We start from the raw sequence: 15,581 nt of genomic DNA on the forward strand, positions 1-15,581 counted from the left end.
TACAAAAAATAAGGTTTTTTAATAAAATATATATTATGATAGATGTAAAAAATATAGTTTTTAGTTATAAGCCAGGTATTTTAAAACCCGCATTAAATAATGTTTCATTTAGTATTAAAAAAGGTGAATATATAGCTATTTTAGGACACAACGGTAGTGGTAAGAGTACACTTTCAAAAGTGCTAGTGGCATTATTGAAACCACAAGAAGGTTCAATTTATATTGACGGAATAAAATATCACAGAAAAAACTTAAATGAAATTAGAAAAAAAATTGGAATTATTTTTCAGAACCCAGATAATCAATTTATTGGTTCTTCTGTGGAAGATGATATTGCATTTGGTTTGGAAAATAGACAAATCCCTAATAAAAATATGAAAGAAATAATTCATCATTATGCCGAAAAAGTTGGTATGATAGAACATTTGGAACGTGAACCAGAAAATTTGTCTGGTGGGCAAAAACAAAGAGTGGCTATAGCTTCAATTTTAGCACTCAATCCGGATGTTATTATTTTTGATGAAGTTACATCTATGTTAGATCCAAAAGGGAAAGATCAGGTTTTAGAAATAATTAAAGAAATAAGAGATAAAAAAGATAAAACTCTTATTTCAATAACACATAATATGGACGAAGCTATTTTAGCAGATCGTTGCTTAGTTTTTGCGAATGGAAAATTAATTGCTAATGGTGATCCAAAATCAATTTTAAAAGATAAAAAAATAATGGATATAGCAAAAATTGAATCTCCATTTATTTATCAAGTTAGTGAACAAATCAAAGGAATAGAACCTACATATAATGAAGAGGAGTTAATAGAAGAAATATGAAAATTGAAATCAAAAAAATAAGTCATATATTTGCTAAAAAAACTCCATGAGAATTTCAAGCATTAGATGATATAAGCGCAAAAATAGAGCAAGGTGAATATGTGGGTATAATTGGCTCTACCGGCTCAGGAAAAACCACTTTAATAGAACATTTAAATTTACTTTTAGAACCTACAGAAGGCGAAATAGAATGATTATTTGAAGATGATGTTCTAGACAAAAAAACAAAAGAAATTAATAAAACTTTGTCTACAATAAAATTTCCAAAAAATAAAAGGAATGAAAGTAAATTTAAAAAAATAATTCGTAGATTAAAACGCGAAAATAAAATAAAAAATATTAACAATTTGAGAAAGAAAATTGGAATAGTTTTTCAATTTGCTGAATATCAACTTTTTAAAAATACAATTGAAGAAGATATTGCCTTTGGACCTATTGCGTTTGGAGTTCCTAAGGAAGAAGCGCTCAAGAGAGCTGCAAAATGTTTAGAAATTGTTGGGTTACCCAAAGAATACCTTAAAAGAAGTCCGTTTGAATTATCTGGAGGTCAAAAAAGACGTGTTGCGATTGCCGGAATTTTAGCAATTAATCCCGATTTTATGATTTTTGATGAACCAACTGCAGGTTTGGACCCTGTAGGAGTAAAAGATATTTTAGAAATAATTGAAGAAATTAATAAAAAGGGGCAAACAATTATAAATGTAACTCACGATCTTGATCATGTATTACAATATGCAAAAAGAGTTTTTTTATTAAATAAGGGTAAATTAATTAAAGATGGCGAACCATATAAAATATTAAGCGATATAAAATTACTAGAAGAAAATAATTTAAGACCTCCAAAACTTTTAAATTTTATTTTTAAATTAAAAGAAAGAGGTATTGATGTACCTGAAGTAAAATCCGTTAACGAATTAGTTGATTTTATTAATAACGGAGGTAGATAATGAAAAGTGTTTTTGGAAGATACATACCTGGCAATTCATTTTTATATAAGTTGGACCCGAGAATTAAATTATTAATAGCTCTTTTGTACATTATACTAGCATTCTTAATAAGTAATTTTATAGATATGTTTATCATTTTGGCACCTGCAATTATAGCTTATATTTATTCAACAAAAAAAATAAGACCATTAATTAAACTAATGAAATTACCTTTTTTCATATGTATAATAATTTTCTTTGTAAACATTTATACTATTAATTCTGAAATAGTAATTAAAGATGATTATTTTAAAGAATATTTTAAAGTTTTAGTTCAGACCAATAAGACTATCAATGGTGTTGATACAATAGTAAAATATGGATTGTCATTAAATAATTTAAATCGTGTTTTTGCACTATTTTTAAGAATTTATACAATGATTTTAATTACCACACTTTTAACAAATACCACTAGACCTATTTTGTTAAATAAATCAATTGAAGATTTAATGTGACCATTAAAGTTCTTATTCGTTCCAACTCACATTATAGCCACAATAATTTCTATTGCCCTTAGATTCATTCCTACACTTGTAGATGAAGCAGGAAGAATCATAAAGGCACAATCTTCTCGTGGAGTAGACTTCAAAAGAGGTAAATTTAAAGAAAAAATAATTGCCTTTACAACTTTAATAATCCCTTTATTTGTTTCTTCATTCCAAAAGGCAGATGATTTATCCAATTCAATGGAAACAAGAGGTTATGATCCATACGAAAAAAGAACAAAATATAGACAAATAAAACCCAGAGTTATTGATATTATACTATTTATAGTAATATTGCTAGTTTTCTCCTTTTTAATTCTTAATTACTTAAACCTAAGCAAAGGTATTGACATAAATATCTATGATTTAAGAAATGTTAATATATATAAATATATAAGAATAGTGGGTTAAAATATGCGTTCTAAAATGCATATTTTTTTATTATTTTAATAAAAAACGAAATAATTTTAAATAACATTATAGTATAATTTATAAAGAAATTGAGGTTATATGTTAGACTTAAAGTTTATTCAAAAAAATATAGAAATGGTTCGCAAAGGACTTAAAAATAGAGGTTTTGATATTGAAATTTTTGACAAGTTAATTTCCATATCAGAAGATCGTGGTTCAAAAATGTTTATTGCACAAAATAAAAAAGCAGAGCTAGCTAAATTATCTAAAGAATTTGGCACACTTAAAAATAATCCTGAAGCAATAAGACAGTTAAAAGAAAAAATTTCACAAGTTAAAAAAGAAGAAGAAGAGTTAAGTAAAATTGCTGATCAATTAAATACTGAAATTAATGACTTATTATCAAAAATTCCTAATTTACCTTTAGAATCGGTTCCTGTCGGTTTAGATGAAAATGACAATGTTGTATTAGAAGTTAAAGACAAAATTGGGAGAGGATTGGTTAAAGGTGTTTTACCTCACTATGAAATTGCTAAAAATCTTGATATTATAGATATTGAAAGAGCAGTCAAATTATCCGGTTCAAGATATGTTATTTATAAAAACGCAGGTTCAAGATTAACTAGAGCTCTTATCTCATTTATGTTAAATTTACATGCAACAAAAGGATACAATGAATTTAGTACCCCGGTAATAGTTAAAGACAATATTTTATTTGGTACAGGACAATTACCAAAATTTAAAGAAGATTTATATAAATTAGAAGGTTCAAACGATTATTTAATTCCTACTGCTGAAGTAACATTAACAAACATTTATAATAACGAAGTTATAGACTTAGAAAACCCTTTTAAAGCAACAGCATATACAGAATGTTTCAGATCGGAAGCTGGTAGTTCCGGAAAAGATACAAAAGGTATTTTAAGACAGCATCAATTTAAAAAAGTGGAATTAGTAAAAGTTACTAATTCAAAAACTGCATATGATGAATATTTAAATATGGTTGAAGATGCTAAAGACGTACTTGAAAAACTAGAAATCCCATATAGAGTTTTACAATTATGTACAGGTGATATGGGATTTTCAGCAAGAACAACAATTGACCTAGAATTATGATTACCTTCTGAAGAAAAATTTAGAGAAGTTTCGAGCGTAAGTTATATGGGTGATTTTCAAGCACGTAGAGCAATGATTAGATTCAGAAATAAAGAAGGTAAAACAGAGTATGCTCATACAATGAATGGGTCTGGCTTAGCAATTGATAGAGTTGTTGCTGCAATTTTAGAAATATATCAAAACAATGATGGTACAGTTACTGTTCCAAAAGTTTTAGTTCCATTTATGGGTATAGATTTAATTAAATAAAAAAACTAGAAAACAGTTCTAGTTTTTTATTCTTCAAATTTTTCAAGTTTTTTTATCGCTTTAGTTACCGAATCATAAGCGGCGGAACGCGTTGTCGCTAATATTTGAGCAACTTCCGCATAAGATAAATCATTATAAAAATACAATTCAAAAGCTTGTTGTTGATTTTGTGTTAATGCACCTTTATATTTTTCATATAAAATAGTATATTTTTGTAAATTTTCTATAGATTTCTTACTCATTTTTCTCAACAATTAAATCTTTTGTCATTTGATAAATAAATAATTCTAAATCAAATTCTTGTAAATCATCTAGCTTTTCACCTAAACCAACGTACTTAACATCAAGATTGAATTCATCCTTAATTGATAGCACAATACCACCTTTTGAAGTGCCGTCCATTTTGGTTAAAATAATACCCGTTAAATTGGCGATATCTTTAAAGTTTTTTGCTTGTGATAAGGCATTTTGACCCGTTGTAGCATCTAAAACTAATAATGATTCGTGCGGCGCACTAGGCTCAAAACGTTGAATAATATTTACCATTTTACCTAATTCATTCATCAAATTAACTTTGTTTTGTAATCTTCCTGCGGTATCGATGATCAATAAATCATAACTACCTTCTTTAGCTTTTTCTAAGGCTTTATAAACAACAGAAGTAGGATCAGCACCTTCTTTATCAGGCTTAACAATATCAATACCAATTTTTTCGGCTCAAATTCCTAATTGATTAACAGCGCCTGCCCTAAATGTATCACCAGCAGCTATTAGAACTTTTTTACCTTCATTTTTATATTTATTCGCAAGTTTAGCAATCGACGTAGTTTTACCTGAACCATTAACACCTACAAAAATAAAAACATTTAATCTATCATCTTCAAAATTTAAGTTTGTATTTGTAACGGAGTTATTTGTATAAATAACAAACATTTGATCAGCCACAATTTCGCCAATTAATTTTGGGTCAGTAATTTGATTAATCTTAATTTCTTGTTTTATTTTTTGAATCATAATATCGACCAAAGGTAAACTAATATCAGACATAATTAAAAGTTCTTCTAATTCCTCTAAAAAATCTTCATCGACTTTTACATATCTATTTTGTATTTCTAACAGCTTTTTACCAAAAGTTGAACTATTATTTAAACCAGTTTCATATTTTTGAAATTTACTACTATTTATTATTTCTTTTTCTTTTTTATCTTCTAGTTCCTTTTCAATTAAACTAGCATCTTTTTTATCTTCTTTTTTGAAAATTTTATTAACTATATTTTTAAAAAATCCCATAATAGTATTTTACTAAATTATTAATATAATAATATATAATTTAATTATTTAAGGAGTTAATAATGACACAAAATACTTTTTTAGTGTTAATAGCACTTACCGTAATAATATCAATTAAATTTTTATTTGATGTCTTTAAAATTAAGAAATATTATGATAATGGCATAATTTACAAATTTGTAAAAAAATGATTTTTAAATAACTTTTTAATTTTAGCTACTGTAACATCATTTGCGATAATTATGTTTTCTTTCGTCATGACCGGAAATTTATCTATAATTAAAAATGACAATAATCAAAAAAATACTTTATTGATTTGAGAACCATATAATCTTGCTTTAATTACGTTTATAGTGTTATATTTGCCTACTTCTTTATTAAATTTGTATTATGTGATAATAACAAAAGTAAATACTAATATAACTAAAGATGAAGTTGAAAATTTTGACATAAAAAAACTTCAAGATTATAGTGTTGATAGATCATATATATTGATAAAATCAAGAAGAAAAAAAATTTCAGACCAAGAAATTAGATTTAAAGACGTGATATATCAAACTTTCATTTGGAGAAGAATAAGTAAACATATGTTAATTAAAAGTTTGATAAAAAAATCAATTAACTTTGCACTTAGGGGACCTAAAAAAATTAAAACAAATCCCCAAAATGATGATGACATAAACCAACTATCGATAGCTTTGATGTTAAGCGCAATAGATATTGTGAATAATATTTACCCAAAATTAATAAATAAAAAAGATATAGAAAAAACTATTGAAAAAGTTGCATAAAACAAAATTAGGAATAAGTATTTATAAAAAAATAATACTTATTTTTTTAATTTAATAAACACTAAAGAACGTTAATATTATTTGTTAAATAAATAATTATAATATTATATAATTTAATTATTTAAAGAGTACAGTTAAAAAATAACTAAAAACTACTATAAAAAAATAATGCTTAAAGCATAATGTAGTCATATATTTAAGGAGTCTTAAAATGGAAAAATTAACAGAACAAGAACAAATTAGAAGAAATAAACTGGATGAATACAAAAAAATAAATGTTAACGCATTCGAAAATGCTGATAAATTAGAAAAAATAACTTATTCAGATGAAATAGAAAATAAATTTAACTCATTTTCGAAAGTAGAACTAGAAGAACAAAATAATGAAGTAAATGTCGCAGGTAGAATAGTCGCTATGAGAGGACCTTTTATAGTCTTGAAGGATTATCACTCAAAAATTCAACTATACTTTAATTCTAAGACAGCAGAAGAAGAGTATAAAAAAGTAGTTGAACTAGCAGATTTAGGTGACATAATGTATGCAAATGGTACAGTTATTAAAACCAACACTGGTGCAGTTTCAATTAAAGTTAAAACAATTAAATTACTAACAAAATCATTAAAACAATTACCAGATAAATATCACGGTCTAACCGATATTGAAGAAAGATATAGAAAAAGATATGTTGATTTAATAGTTAACGATGAAGTTAAAGATGTATTTTGAAAAAGAACTAAAATAATTTCAGAAATTAGAAAGTTTTTTGATGAGTTAGAATACATGGAAGTTGAAACTCCATTTTTACATGATTATCTTTCTGGTGCATCAGCCAAACCATTTAAGACTCACCATAACGCTTTAGACCAAGAGTTTGTCTTAAGAATTGCCACTGAAATTCCATTAAAAAAATTATTAGTTGGCGGGATTGACAGAGTTTATGAAATTGGTAGAATTTTTAGAAACGAAGGAATAGATACAACACACAATCCTGAATTTACTTCTATTGAATTTTATGAAGCATATTCTAATTTAGAAGGAATGATGGACAGAACTGAAACGTTAATCAAGAGATTAGCAACTAAATTGGATATACAAAAAGTAAATAACAAAGGTGTAGAAATAGATTTAACAAAACCTTTTAATAGAATCAACATGGTAGATGCAGTTTCAAATGCAACAAATGTAAACTTTAGAGAAATTACTATTGACGAAGCAATTGAAGTGGCTAAAAAACACGGAATAAAAGTTCAAAAATACTTTAAATTAGGTCATATTATTAACGAATTATTCGAAGAACTAATTGAAAAAACTTTAATACAACCTACTTTTGTTTTTGGTCACCCAATTGAAATTTCTCCACTTACTGCAAAGAGCAAAGATCCAAGATTTACTGAACGTGCTGAACTTTTTATTAACACTAAAGAGTATGCAAATATGTACACCGAACTTTCTGACCCAATTGATCAACTCCAACGTTTCAAAGATCAATTAGACGAAAAAAATAATGGTAATGACGAAGCTAGTGACATAGATTGAGATTTTGTTGATTCATTGCTATATGGTATGCCACCTGCTGGTGGTTGCGGAATTGGGATTGACCGTTTAACCATGTTATTAACCGAAAAAGAATCTATTAGAGATGTTTTATTATTCCCAACAATGAAAAGTAGAAAATAAAAATGAGAAGTAAATCATTTTATGGTGAAAATAATATATATGTATCTGAATGAAAAGTAGAGAATCCGAAAGGAATAATTCAATTTGTACATGGATTGGGAGATCAAATTGATAGATATGAAGATTTTGCAGAGTTTTTTAATTCAAAAGGCTATATAGTAGTTGGAAACGATAATTACGGACACGGAAATACTATAGACGTTGATGCTCAATTAGGTATTATACCCGAAGATATTAACGAATTAATAAATAGTGTAAAAACACTAAATATATTAATTAAAAAGAAATATCCAGAACTGCCAATTTATCTTTTTGGACACTCAATGGGTTCCTTAATCTCACTATTGTTTGCCACAAAAAACAGTGAGAATATCAATGGATTATTTTTAATTGGTTTTCCGTATTATAGCAACATACAAGGTTTAGTAGGAATAAGAATAATTAAATATCTTGAAAAAAAATATGGAAAAGATTTTAAATACACAGGATTTAAAAAATTTATAGAAAAAAGATTAAATAGAAAAATAAAAAATCCATCAAATGAATTTGAATGACTTTCAAGTGATAAAACATACTATGAAAGCTATATTTTGAATAGTAAGTTTAAAAAAATGAATTTTCCTTCTTTGCATTTAACATATGCACTAATTCAATTTTCAAAAAATGCGTATGATTTGAAAATATTAAAAAATATTAATAAAAGTATTCCTGTTTCAATTTTAGCTGGTAAAAATGATTCAATTGGATTATTCGGTAAAGCTCCTAAAAAACTATATTTAAACCTTGTTAAACTAGGTTTACAAAATTTAAATTATAAAATTTATAAAAATTCAAGACACAATATTATTCATGATGTTGAAAAAGAAATTGTTTTTAATGACATATATAAAATAATTAAAGAAATAAATAGACATGACTAAAATTATAAAAAGAATATTATCATCGATTTTTACAACAACTTCAATAACAGCGGTAACAAGCTGTTCTTTTTATGTTTCTCCTATTGACAAAAAATATAATTTTAACGTTTACGAAAAAATAGAAATAAACAACGATACATATTTTGCTCATCAAGTTAAATTTAAAAATTTTAAAGAAGGTCAATTTAAAATAATTGATAACACTAAAATAAGTATTATTAATATTGAAGATATAGAATATGCTAACATAGAAGATTTTTTAAAATTAATTAATGGCTTAATTTATACTGATGTATATTTATCAAATTTGGAAAAAACGGACGATTACTGACTTTTTACTCCGTACGGAAAATCGGAAAAAGATTATCCTTTCGTTAAATTTAATTTCAAAGATGGTTTTATTGAATTTAATGATAACTCCGTTTTTACCGCTTCAATTAACGGCGTAGACAGTGGAACTAAATATAATAAAAATATAAAATTTGTTAAGTCTGAAATCGTTAAAAAAGGCAATAAAATAATGAAAATTAAATTAAGGGATTATGGTTTCAACTTATTTAAATATAAAAACGATTTATTGGTTCCTTTTGATATTTTAAATTTACTTTTTGGATCTAACAACTACTATAATTTATATCTTGGGAAAGAATTATTGGTAGGAAACTTTTTACCTAATAGCTTAAATGATAACCAAACTCCTAATACTTTATTAAATAATGAGAATAGATATTTAGAAGAGACCAAAAAAACTAGAACAATTAATTACAATTTTATGGCCTTAGTTTTTGACTATTTTTACGGATTTAAAGATTTAAAAATGCCAAATGGATTTAAAACATACACAAAAAATAACTTAAATAATTTAACTAGCACAAACCCTAATGATTACTTAAGCGAATATGCTAAATTGTTTACTATTGACTTAAATGATCCACATGCACAAATCTTTTCAACTATTAAGGACTTAAAGCCTTCTATTAATTTTACCGATTTAAGCGAAGAAGAAAAAAACAATAATAAAACCTACAATATTTATAAATATTACAAGATATTAGATCGAACACTCCAAAATATAGATAATGAAATTTATCAAAAAGACAAGAGAAATGAAATTAATATAATTCATAGTAATGACTTAGCTATAATTAAAGTTAATAATTTTGTTGTCGCAAGTGAAGAGATGATTAAGAATAATAAAGAAAAAGCATATGAATATGATACTTTTTATAGAGTTTTAAATAGCATTAAAAAAATACAAAAAGATTATAAAGACGTTAAAAATATCGTGTTAGATTTATCTACTAATACCGGAGGACATGTTGTCCAAGCCGAAAAGCTTTTAGGTATGATGACTAACGAAAATATTAGACAATATCAATTTGATACAATTACCAATAATTTTTCGTATAGTGAATTTAAAATTGATGCCGATGATGATGGTGATTATAATGATGATGATGCATTCACAGAATATAATTGATATATAATGACTAGTCCAATTACATTTAGTGCCGCTAATTTTATGGCTACCTACGCAAAAGATAATAATATCGCTAAAATAATTGGAAATAGAAGTTCTGGAGGCACATTCTCAGTATTTCCATTTGTTTTACCTGATGGTACAACGTTAGGAATTAGCTCAAATGATGGATTTACATTTAAAGACCAAACTTTTGTTGAAGACGGCGCAGAAGTTGATTTAAGAATAAATTATGAAGATTATTATAATCCAGAAAAAATTGATAAAATAATACATAATCAAAAAAGAAGGTAAAATGAAAACAAATTTAAAAAAAATATTTTTAGGATTAGGAAGTTTAACTGCTTTAGTTCCACTTTCTATAGCATGTAGTAGTAACGAAAATAAAAACACTGATAAAATAAACGATCAAAGTAAAAATAATAACTCTAGTGTTGTAAATTCAAATGATAGTACAAGCAGTAGTGAAGCTATAGTAACTAAACCAACAATAAAAGAACCTGAACAATATAATGAACGTCAAGTTACATTCGAGAGTTTAATACCAAAACAATCATTATCTTTCAAAGAAAATATATCTTTAAAAGTTTTAACAAGTCAGGCTGTTGACTATTTAGAAATTAATGAATTTATTAATATGATTGACGGTTTGGTTGATAAAACCAAATATATAGCAACTAAAAATCCCGAAAGTTTTGAATGAACTTTTAAGCCATACAATGAAGAAACAAAAGATGGTGTAAATCCTTATTTAAAGTTTAATTACAAAGACAATACAATCGAATATAATTCAGAATGAGTTTTTAACGCTTTTAAAGAAACAACAGAATCTCAAGATTCAACATACAGTAAACACTTTAAAAACCTAGAAGACGAAATAATTAAACAAGGCAATCCAATAATAAAACTTAATTTATCAAATTACGGAATGAAATTACATTACGATAATGATAAACTTTATATTCCTTTTGATGTTTTAAACTTATTATTTGGTTCTAAAAATAGAATTCTTTTCTATATTACAGGTACTAAAATCTTCGCATCAACACCTTTTCTTCCTGTATATACTCCTGAAAGCAGAAAATTATTTCAAGAAACAAGAAGATCTGGAGAAACAAAAAAAGATAGAGAATATAACTTAAACTTTTTTGCATTTGTAATGGATAATTTTTATGGATTTAAAAATAAAGTTAAAGGCGGTTTTAAAAACCTATCCACAATAAATAAAGAAAAATTATTAAGTTTGGCGCCCAACCAATATTTAGAAGAATATATTAATATTTTTTCAAATGTATTAAATGATCCTCACTCACAATTTGTAGATTTTTCATATTATATAACACAAAATACCCCTGAGTTAAATCGTACAAGCACAGAAGGAACTAAAATAAATGATATTAATACAAATATGCAAAAATTAAGAGCGATATTACTTAAAAACCATCCACAAGAAGGCCAAAATCCAACATTAGATCAATTAGATTCGTTTAGTGTTCCTTATGCATTAACACACAAGGACTTAGCCATAATTAAAATAAATGATTTTGTTATTGGCGATGAAAATCCACAAGCAATACCACAAACAAGCTATAGCAGAATTATAGATACTTTCGCGCGTATTAAATATATTATTAACAATACAATTAAGAAAAACGGAGAAATTAAAAAAATAGTTTTAGACCTTTCTTCAAATAGAGGTGGAGAAATAATTCAAGCAGAAAAAATTCTTGGACTAATGACAAATGAAGATATAAAACACAGAAAAGAAAACAGCCAGACCGGGAAACAATATGTCCAAAAAATAAAAGTTGATGCAAATACAAACGGTAATTTCGATGACCAAGATGCAGAAACTAGTTATAAATGATATGTAATGACAAGTCCCGTTACATTTAGTGCGGCAAACTACTTAGCACAATATGCTAAAGATCATAAATTAGCAACAATAATTGGTCAAAAGAGCAGCGGTGGTACATATTCAATTATGCCGTTTGTTTTACCTGATGGTACAACATTAACAATAAGTTCTCCAGACGGAAGCGTTGATAAAAATGGTTTGTCAATAGAAGATGGAGTTACTCCTGATATAGAAATATCTTATGATGATTTCTATAATGAAACTAAAATTCAAGAAATTTTATCCAAAGAAACAGAAAAAAATAGCAATTAAGTTGCTATTTTTTATACTTATTAACTTTTTCCCTCTTGACTTTAGGGATATTTAAAACTAAAGTAAATTCACCCTTTATGCTATCTAGTTCTTGATATTTAGATAATAATTCACTTGCTGTTCCGAAATCTCAAGTCTCATATATTTTTGTTAATTCTTTAGTTAAGCATAATTGCTCTAAGCCTTTAAAAACACTATCAATATCTTCAAGTGTTTTTAATAATTTATGAGGAGATACAAAATAAATATAAGTACCCACAGTCAATTTTTCTAATTCATGAACTCTTTGAATAGTTTTATCTTTTATAAAGCCATAAAAAGTAAAATTATTTGAAAAAGATGAACCTGCAAAGGCAGTTATTACAGCGCTAACTCCGGGAATAATTTCCAAATCTATATTCTTTTCTCTAGCTAATTTTATTAAGTCGAAACCAGGGTCTGAAACGACAGGCATACCTGCATCAGATACTAACGCAACATTTTGTCCGCCTTCAACTAATTTAATAATACCTTTAGCTGAATTAGATTCTGTATGTGCATTATAAGTTATTAATTTTTTTCCTAATATATTTAACTTGCTTAATAGTTTAAATGTAACCCTGGTATCTTCGCAAGCAATAATATCAACATTTTGTAACGTTTCTATTGCTCTTAAAGTTATATCTTTAAGATTTCCTATTGGTGTTCCTACAATGTATATTTTACTCATACAACCCTTCTAATTTAATTAAAAATATCGTTTTTTGCAAATTAAAATCTGAAATTGGTAAATTTTCTAAAAAACTAGATATTTCTTCTATAAATTTCAATAAATTTCTATTTTTTTCAAGAACAAGAATATTTGAATCTTTAATCTTTTTCATATATTTATTATCTGATTCGATAAAAGAAGAAGTTGACATAATTAAATTTAATAATAAATTAATAACAAAAATATTTTGTTCTGATTCCGTTTTTATTAGCAACTCATCTAGTAATATAAATAATTTATAGAAATAGCTCATATTTGTCGTTAAACTCTTAATAAACAACGTAACAATATCGTTATAAATTTTTATATACTTTTCCTTTGATTCCATTACTTTAGTAAGCATATGATAATTATTTTTGAATAAAGTAATAAAAATAGGATTAAAATCGTTATTACCATATATTTTATTAATTCAATCTAAAGTAATGATGTCGGATGTATGAAAATTTAATATTTGAGATCTAGACTTTATTGTTGGTAAAACTAAGTTTAAATTTTTTGTTGTTAAAATAATAAAAATATCATCTACAGGTTCTTCTATAAATTTTAATATTGAATTTAGTGCATTAATTGAACTATTATCAACATTTTTAACTACAAGTATTTTTTTCTTTTCTACACTTGCAAAAGTCATATTATAAAAAGTATTTTGATATTCTTCTTTAGTTATGCTTTTTGAACTTCCGTCCAAATAAAAAACGTTAGAATATAAATTATTAAAATCAATATCATTTGTAAATTCATTATTATTTTCACTCAAAATATTGATAATATTAAAAATAACAAAATCATCATTAAATTGATTTTGCAAATTTAATAAATATAAATGTGATGTTTGATTATTTTTTACAGCTTCTTTAAGGTAATCAAAATTTTTATCATTCATTTTAATTGCCTTTCTTTAAATAATTAATAAATTTTTCATTTTTAATTAAGAGATTAAATATTTCATTAGTAACATCTTCTAATGTTCCGGAAGCGTCAACAACTATAAAACGTTTAGGGTCTTCATTAATAATTTGTTTATAACCTAGATATACTTTTTTATGAAAATCTATATTTTCTAATTCTAAACGGTCTTCTACAAGTCTTGTTTTAGATCTTCTTTCTTTACTTTTTTCAGGAGTAATATCTAAAAAAATTGTTAAATCTGGAATAGCATTATCAATAATTAAATTTGTAAGATCTTTAACAAATTTATAACCTAATTCTCTTGCAAAACCTTGATATGCGTAAAAACTATCTATGTATCTATCACAAAAAACAAGTCTTTTATTTTTTAATGCAGGTCAAATAACTTTTTCTAAATGTATTCTTCTACTTGTAGAATATAACATAGCTTCCGCTACAGGTGATAAATCACTTGAACTATCTAATATTATTTCTCTAATTCTTTCTGCTTCTTTTAAATCCTTCCCCCCCGGTTCTCTTGTTACTAAAAAATCAATACTTGGAAATCTATCCTTTATTAATGTGATTAGTTTTGATAAAATTGTAGTTTTTCCGCTACCGTCAAGTCCTTCAAAAGTTATAAACATATTTAATTCTCTTTTCTATTTTATTATTTACGATTTTTAAGTGAAAAATTAAGAGTGCCTTGATCAATATAATCAACCGATGCACCAATTGGTATTCCTATTGCTATTTGTGTAACATTGATGTTGTTGGATTCTAAAAAACCCTTTAAGACAGTGCTAACTATTTCTCCTTCTAAATTTGGGGAAATACCTAAAATCACTTCGTTAAAGTTTTTAGAATGATTAATTAATTTAGCTATAAGATCGCTATTTTCATTTATTTCATTTTGAGTATTTAATTTTTTATTGAAAACAAAATATTTTCCTTTGTAAAATTCACCTTTTTCAATTTTGTCCAATATTTGCAAATTTTCAATAACCAAAAGAGTATTTTCTCTATTTGGATCATTACAAATGATACATTCTGCTCCCTCTTTTGGTCTAGAACAAAATTCGCATAAAATAATTTTTTCTTTTATTATCTTAAAAGAATTTGCAAGTAAACCTACAGTTTGATAATCTTGTTCAAAAATTCAATATACTATTTTTTCTGCAGTTTTTTTACTTATATTTGGTAATTTTGTAATTTTCTTAATAAATTCTTCGATAATTTCGGAATCAAACATTAAAATGGAAGCCCACCAGGTAGTGAAGGAGCGTTTTTTTCTTCTTCTGTTTGAATATTTTCGAACAATTCATTAATTGCTACAAGTAATAAGTCTTCTAATAATTCTTTGTCATCTGGATCGATTAGTGCTTCATTAATATTTATTTTTTTTAGTTCATAATCACCTGTTGCTACTAATTCAATACCTTGTTTTTCAAGTGTAAATTCTTTTTCTTTAAATTTCTTTTGAGTATCTTCGAAATCTTTTTGTATTTTTTTTAGTCTTTTGATCATTTCTGG

General features: G+C 25.7%; 16 protein-coding genes. 9 read left to right on the forward strand and 7 right to left on the reverse strand.

Annotation, left to right across the window (positions count from 1 at the left end; all coding sequences use genetic code 4):
- Positions 1-35 precede the first annotated feature (35 nt).
- The 4 genes from JXZ93_RS03195 (at position 36) to serS (ending at position 4,077) form a co-directional block, all read left to right on the forward strand.
- Positions 36-851, forward strand: coding sequence for an energy-coupling factor transporter ATPase (locus JXZ93_RS03195; protein WP_205852702.1), 816 nt, complete (start codon positions 36-38; stop codon positions 849-851).
- On the forward strand, positions 827-1,777 hold the full coding sequence (locus JXZ93_RS03200) for an energy-coupling factor transporter ATPase (protein WP_205852703.1): 951 nt from the start codon (positions 827-829) through the stop codon (positions 1,775-1,777). The genes JXZ93_RS03195 and JXZ93_RS03200 overlap by 25 nt, the downstream gene beginning before the upstream one ends.
- Positions 1,777-2,712: an energy-coupling factor transporter transmembrane protein EcfT gene (locus JXZ93_RS03205; protein ID WP_205852246.1), complete on the forward strand. Its 936-nt coding sequence runs from the start codon at positions 1,777-1,779 to the stop codon at positions 2,710-2,712. The genes JXZ93_RS03200 and JXZ93_RS03205 overlap by 1 nt, the downstream gene beginning before the upstream one ends.
- Before the next feature lie 99 nt (positions 2,713-2,811).
- Positions 2,812-4,077, forward strand: a complete 1,266-nt coding sequence (gene serS / locus JXZ93_RS03210; protein WP_205852704.1) for a serine--tRNA ligase — start codon at positions 2,812-2,814, stop codon at positions 4,075-4,077.
- 26 nt (positions 4,078-4,103) lie between these two features.
- Here the strand turns inward: serS and JXZ93_RS03215 are convergent, their stop codons facing one another.
- Together JXZ93_RS03215 and ftsY are read right to left on the reverse strand one after the other, a co-directional pair.
- Positions 4,104-4,319, reverse strand: a complete 216-nt coding sequence (locus JXZ93_RS03215; RefSeq protein ID WP_205852244.1) for a sigma factor-like helix-turn-helix DNA-binding protein — start codon at positions 4,317-4,319, stop codon at positions 4,104-4,106.
- Positions 4,312-5,367 (reverse strand): signal recognition particle-docking protein FtsY, encoded by a 1,056-nt coding sequence (gene ftsY / locus JXZ93_RS03220; protein ID WP_205852705.1) that lies wholly within the window; start codon positions 5,365-5,367, stop codon positions 4,312-4,314. The genes JXZ93_RS03215 and ftsY overlap by 8 nt, the downstream gene beginning before the upstream one ends.
- A gap of 62 nt (positions 5,368-5,429) precedes the next feature.
- Here ftsY and JXZ93_RS03225 point away from each other — a divergent pair, with 62 nt between their 5' ends.
- The 5 genes from JXZ93_RS03225 (at position 5,430) to JXZ93_RS04295 (ending at position 12,406) form a co-directional block, all read left to right on the forward strand.
- Positions 5,430-6,158 carry a hypothetical protein gene (locus JXZ93_RS03225; RefSeq protein ID WP_205852706.1) on the forward strand — a complete coding sequence of 243 codons (729 nt, stop codon included), beginning with the start codon at positions 5,430-5,432 and terminating at the stop codon, positions 6,156-6,158.
- Positions 6,159-6,369: 211 nt separating this feature from the next.
- Positions 6,370-7,836, forward strand: a complete 1,467-nt coding sequence (gene lysS / locus JXZ93_RS03230; protein ID WP_205852707.1) for a lysine--tRNA ligase — start codon at positions 6,370-6,372, stop codon at positions 7,834-7,836.
- A 2-nt stretch (positions 7,837-7,838) separates the two neighbouring features.
- Entirely contained in the window at positions 7,839-8,756 is a 918-nt protein-coding gene (locus JXZ93_RS03235; RefSeq protein ID WP_205852708.1) for an alpha/beta fold hydrolase, read from the forward strand.
- Positions 8,749-10,530 carry a S41 family peptidase gene (locus tag JXZ93_RS04290; RefSeq protein WP_205852709.1) on the forward strand — a complete coding sequence of 594 codons (1,782 nt, stop codon included), beginning with the start codon at positions 8,749-8,751 and terminating at the stop codon, positions 10,528-10,530. Before JXZ93_RS03235 ends, JXZ93_RS04290 begins: the two co-directional genes overlap by 8 nt.
- 1 nt (position 10,531) lies before the next feature.
- Positions 10,532-12,406 carry a S41 family peptidase gene (locus tag JXZ93_RS04295; protein WP_205852710.1) on the forward strand — a complete coding sequence of 625 codons (1,875 nt, stop codon included), beginning with the start codon at positions 10,532-10,534 and terminating at the stop codon, positions 12,404-12,406.
- A gap of 4 nt (positions 12,407-12,410) precedes the next feature.
- Here the strand turns inward: JXZ93_RS04295 and rsmI are convergent, their stop codons facing one another.
- Genes rsmI through JXZ93_RS03270 form a run of 5 tightly spaced genes read right to left on the reverse strand, consistent with a single transcriptional unit; the run spans position 12,411 to position 15,575 of the window.
- Complete coding sequence (gene rsmI, locus JXZ93_RS03250; RefSeq protein WP_205852711.1) at positions 12,411-13,115, reverse strand: 16S rRNA (cytidine(1402)-2'-O)-methyltransferase; 705 nt, start codon at positions 13,113-13,115, stop codon at positions 12,411-12,413.
- Complete coding sequence (locus tag JXZ93_RS03255; protein ID WP_205852712.1) at positions 13,108-14,043, reverse strand: hypothetical protein; 936 nt, start codon at positions 14,041-14,043, stop codon at positions 13,108-13,110. Before JXZ93_RS03255 ends, rsmI begins: the two co-directional genes overlap by 8 nt.
- Before the next feature lies 1 nt (position 14,044).
- Positions 14,045-14,695 carry a dTMP kinase gene (gene tmk / locus JXZ93_RS03260; protein WP_205852713.1) on the reverse strand — a complete coding sequence of 217 codons (651 nt, stop codon included), beginning with the start codon at positions 14,693-14,695 and terminating at the stop codon, positions 14,045-14,047.
- A gap of 23 nt (positions 14,696-14,718) precedes the next feature.
- Positions 14,719-15,300 carry a recombination protein RecR gene (locus tag JXZ93_RS03265; protein WP_205852714.1) on the reverse strand — a complete coding sequence of 194 codons (582 nt, stop codon included), beginning with the start codon at positions 15,298-15,300 and terminating at the stop codon, positions 14,719-14,721.
- The gene (locus JXZ93_RS03270; RefSeq protein ID WP_308699390.1) at positions 15,300-15,575 is read right to left on the reverse strand and encodes a YbaB/EbfC family nucleoid-associated protein; all 276 of its coding nucleotides are present in this window, start codon (positions 15,573-15,575) and stop codon (positions 15,300-15,302) included. Before JXZ93_RS03270 ends, JXZ93_RS03265 begins: the two co-directional genes overlap by 1 nt.
- Between the last annotated feature and the right edge of the window lie 6 nt (positions 15,576-15,581).

It is taken from the genome of Mycoplasma sp. CSL10166, from assembly GCF_017116885.1.
GTDB lineage: Bacteria > Bacillota_I > Bacilli_A > Mycoplasmatales > Metamycoplasmataceae > Mycoplasmopsis.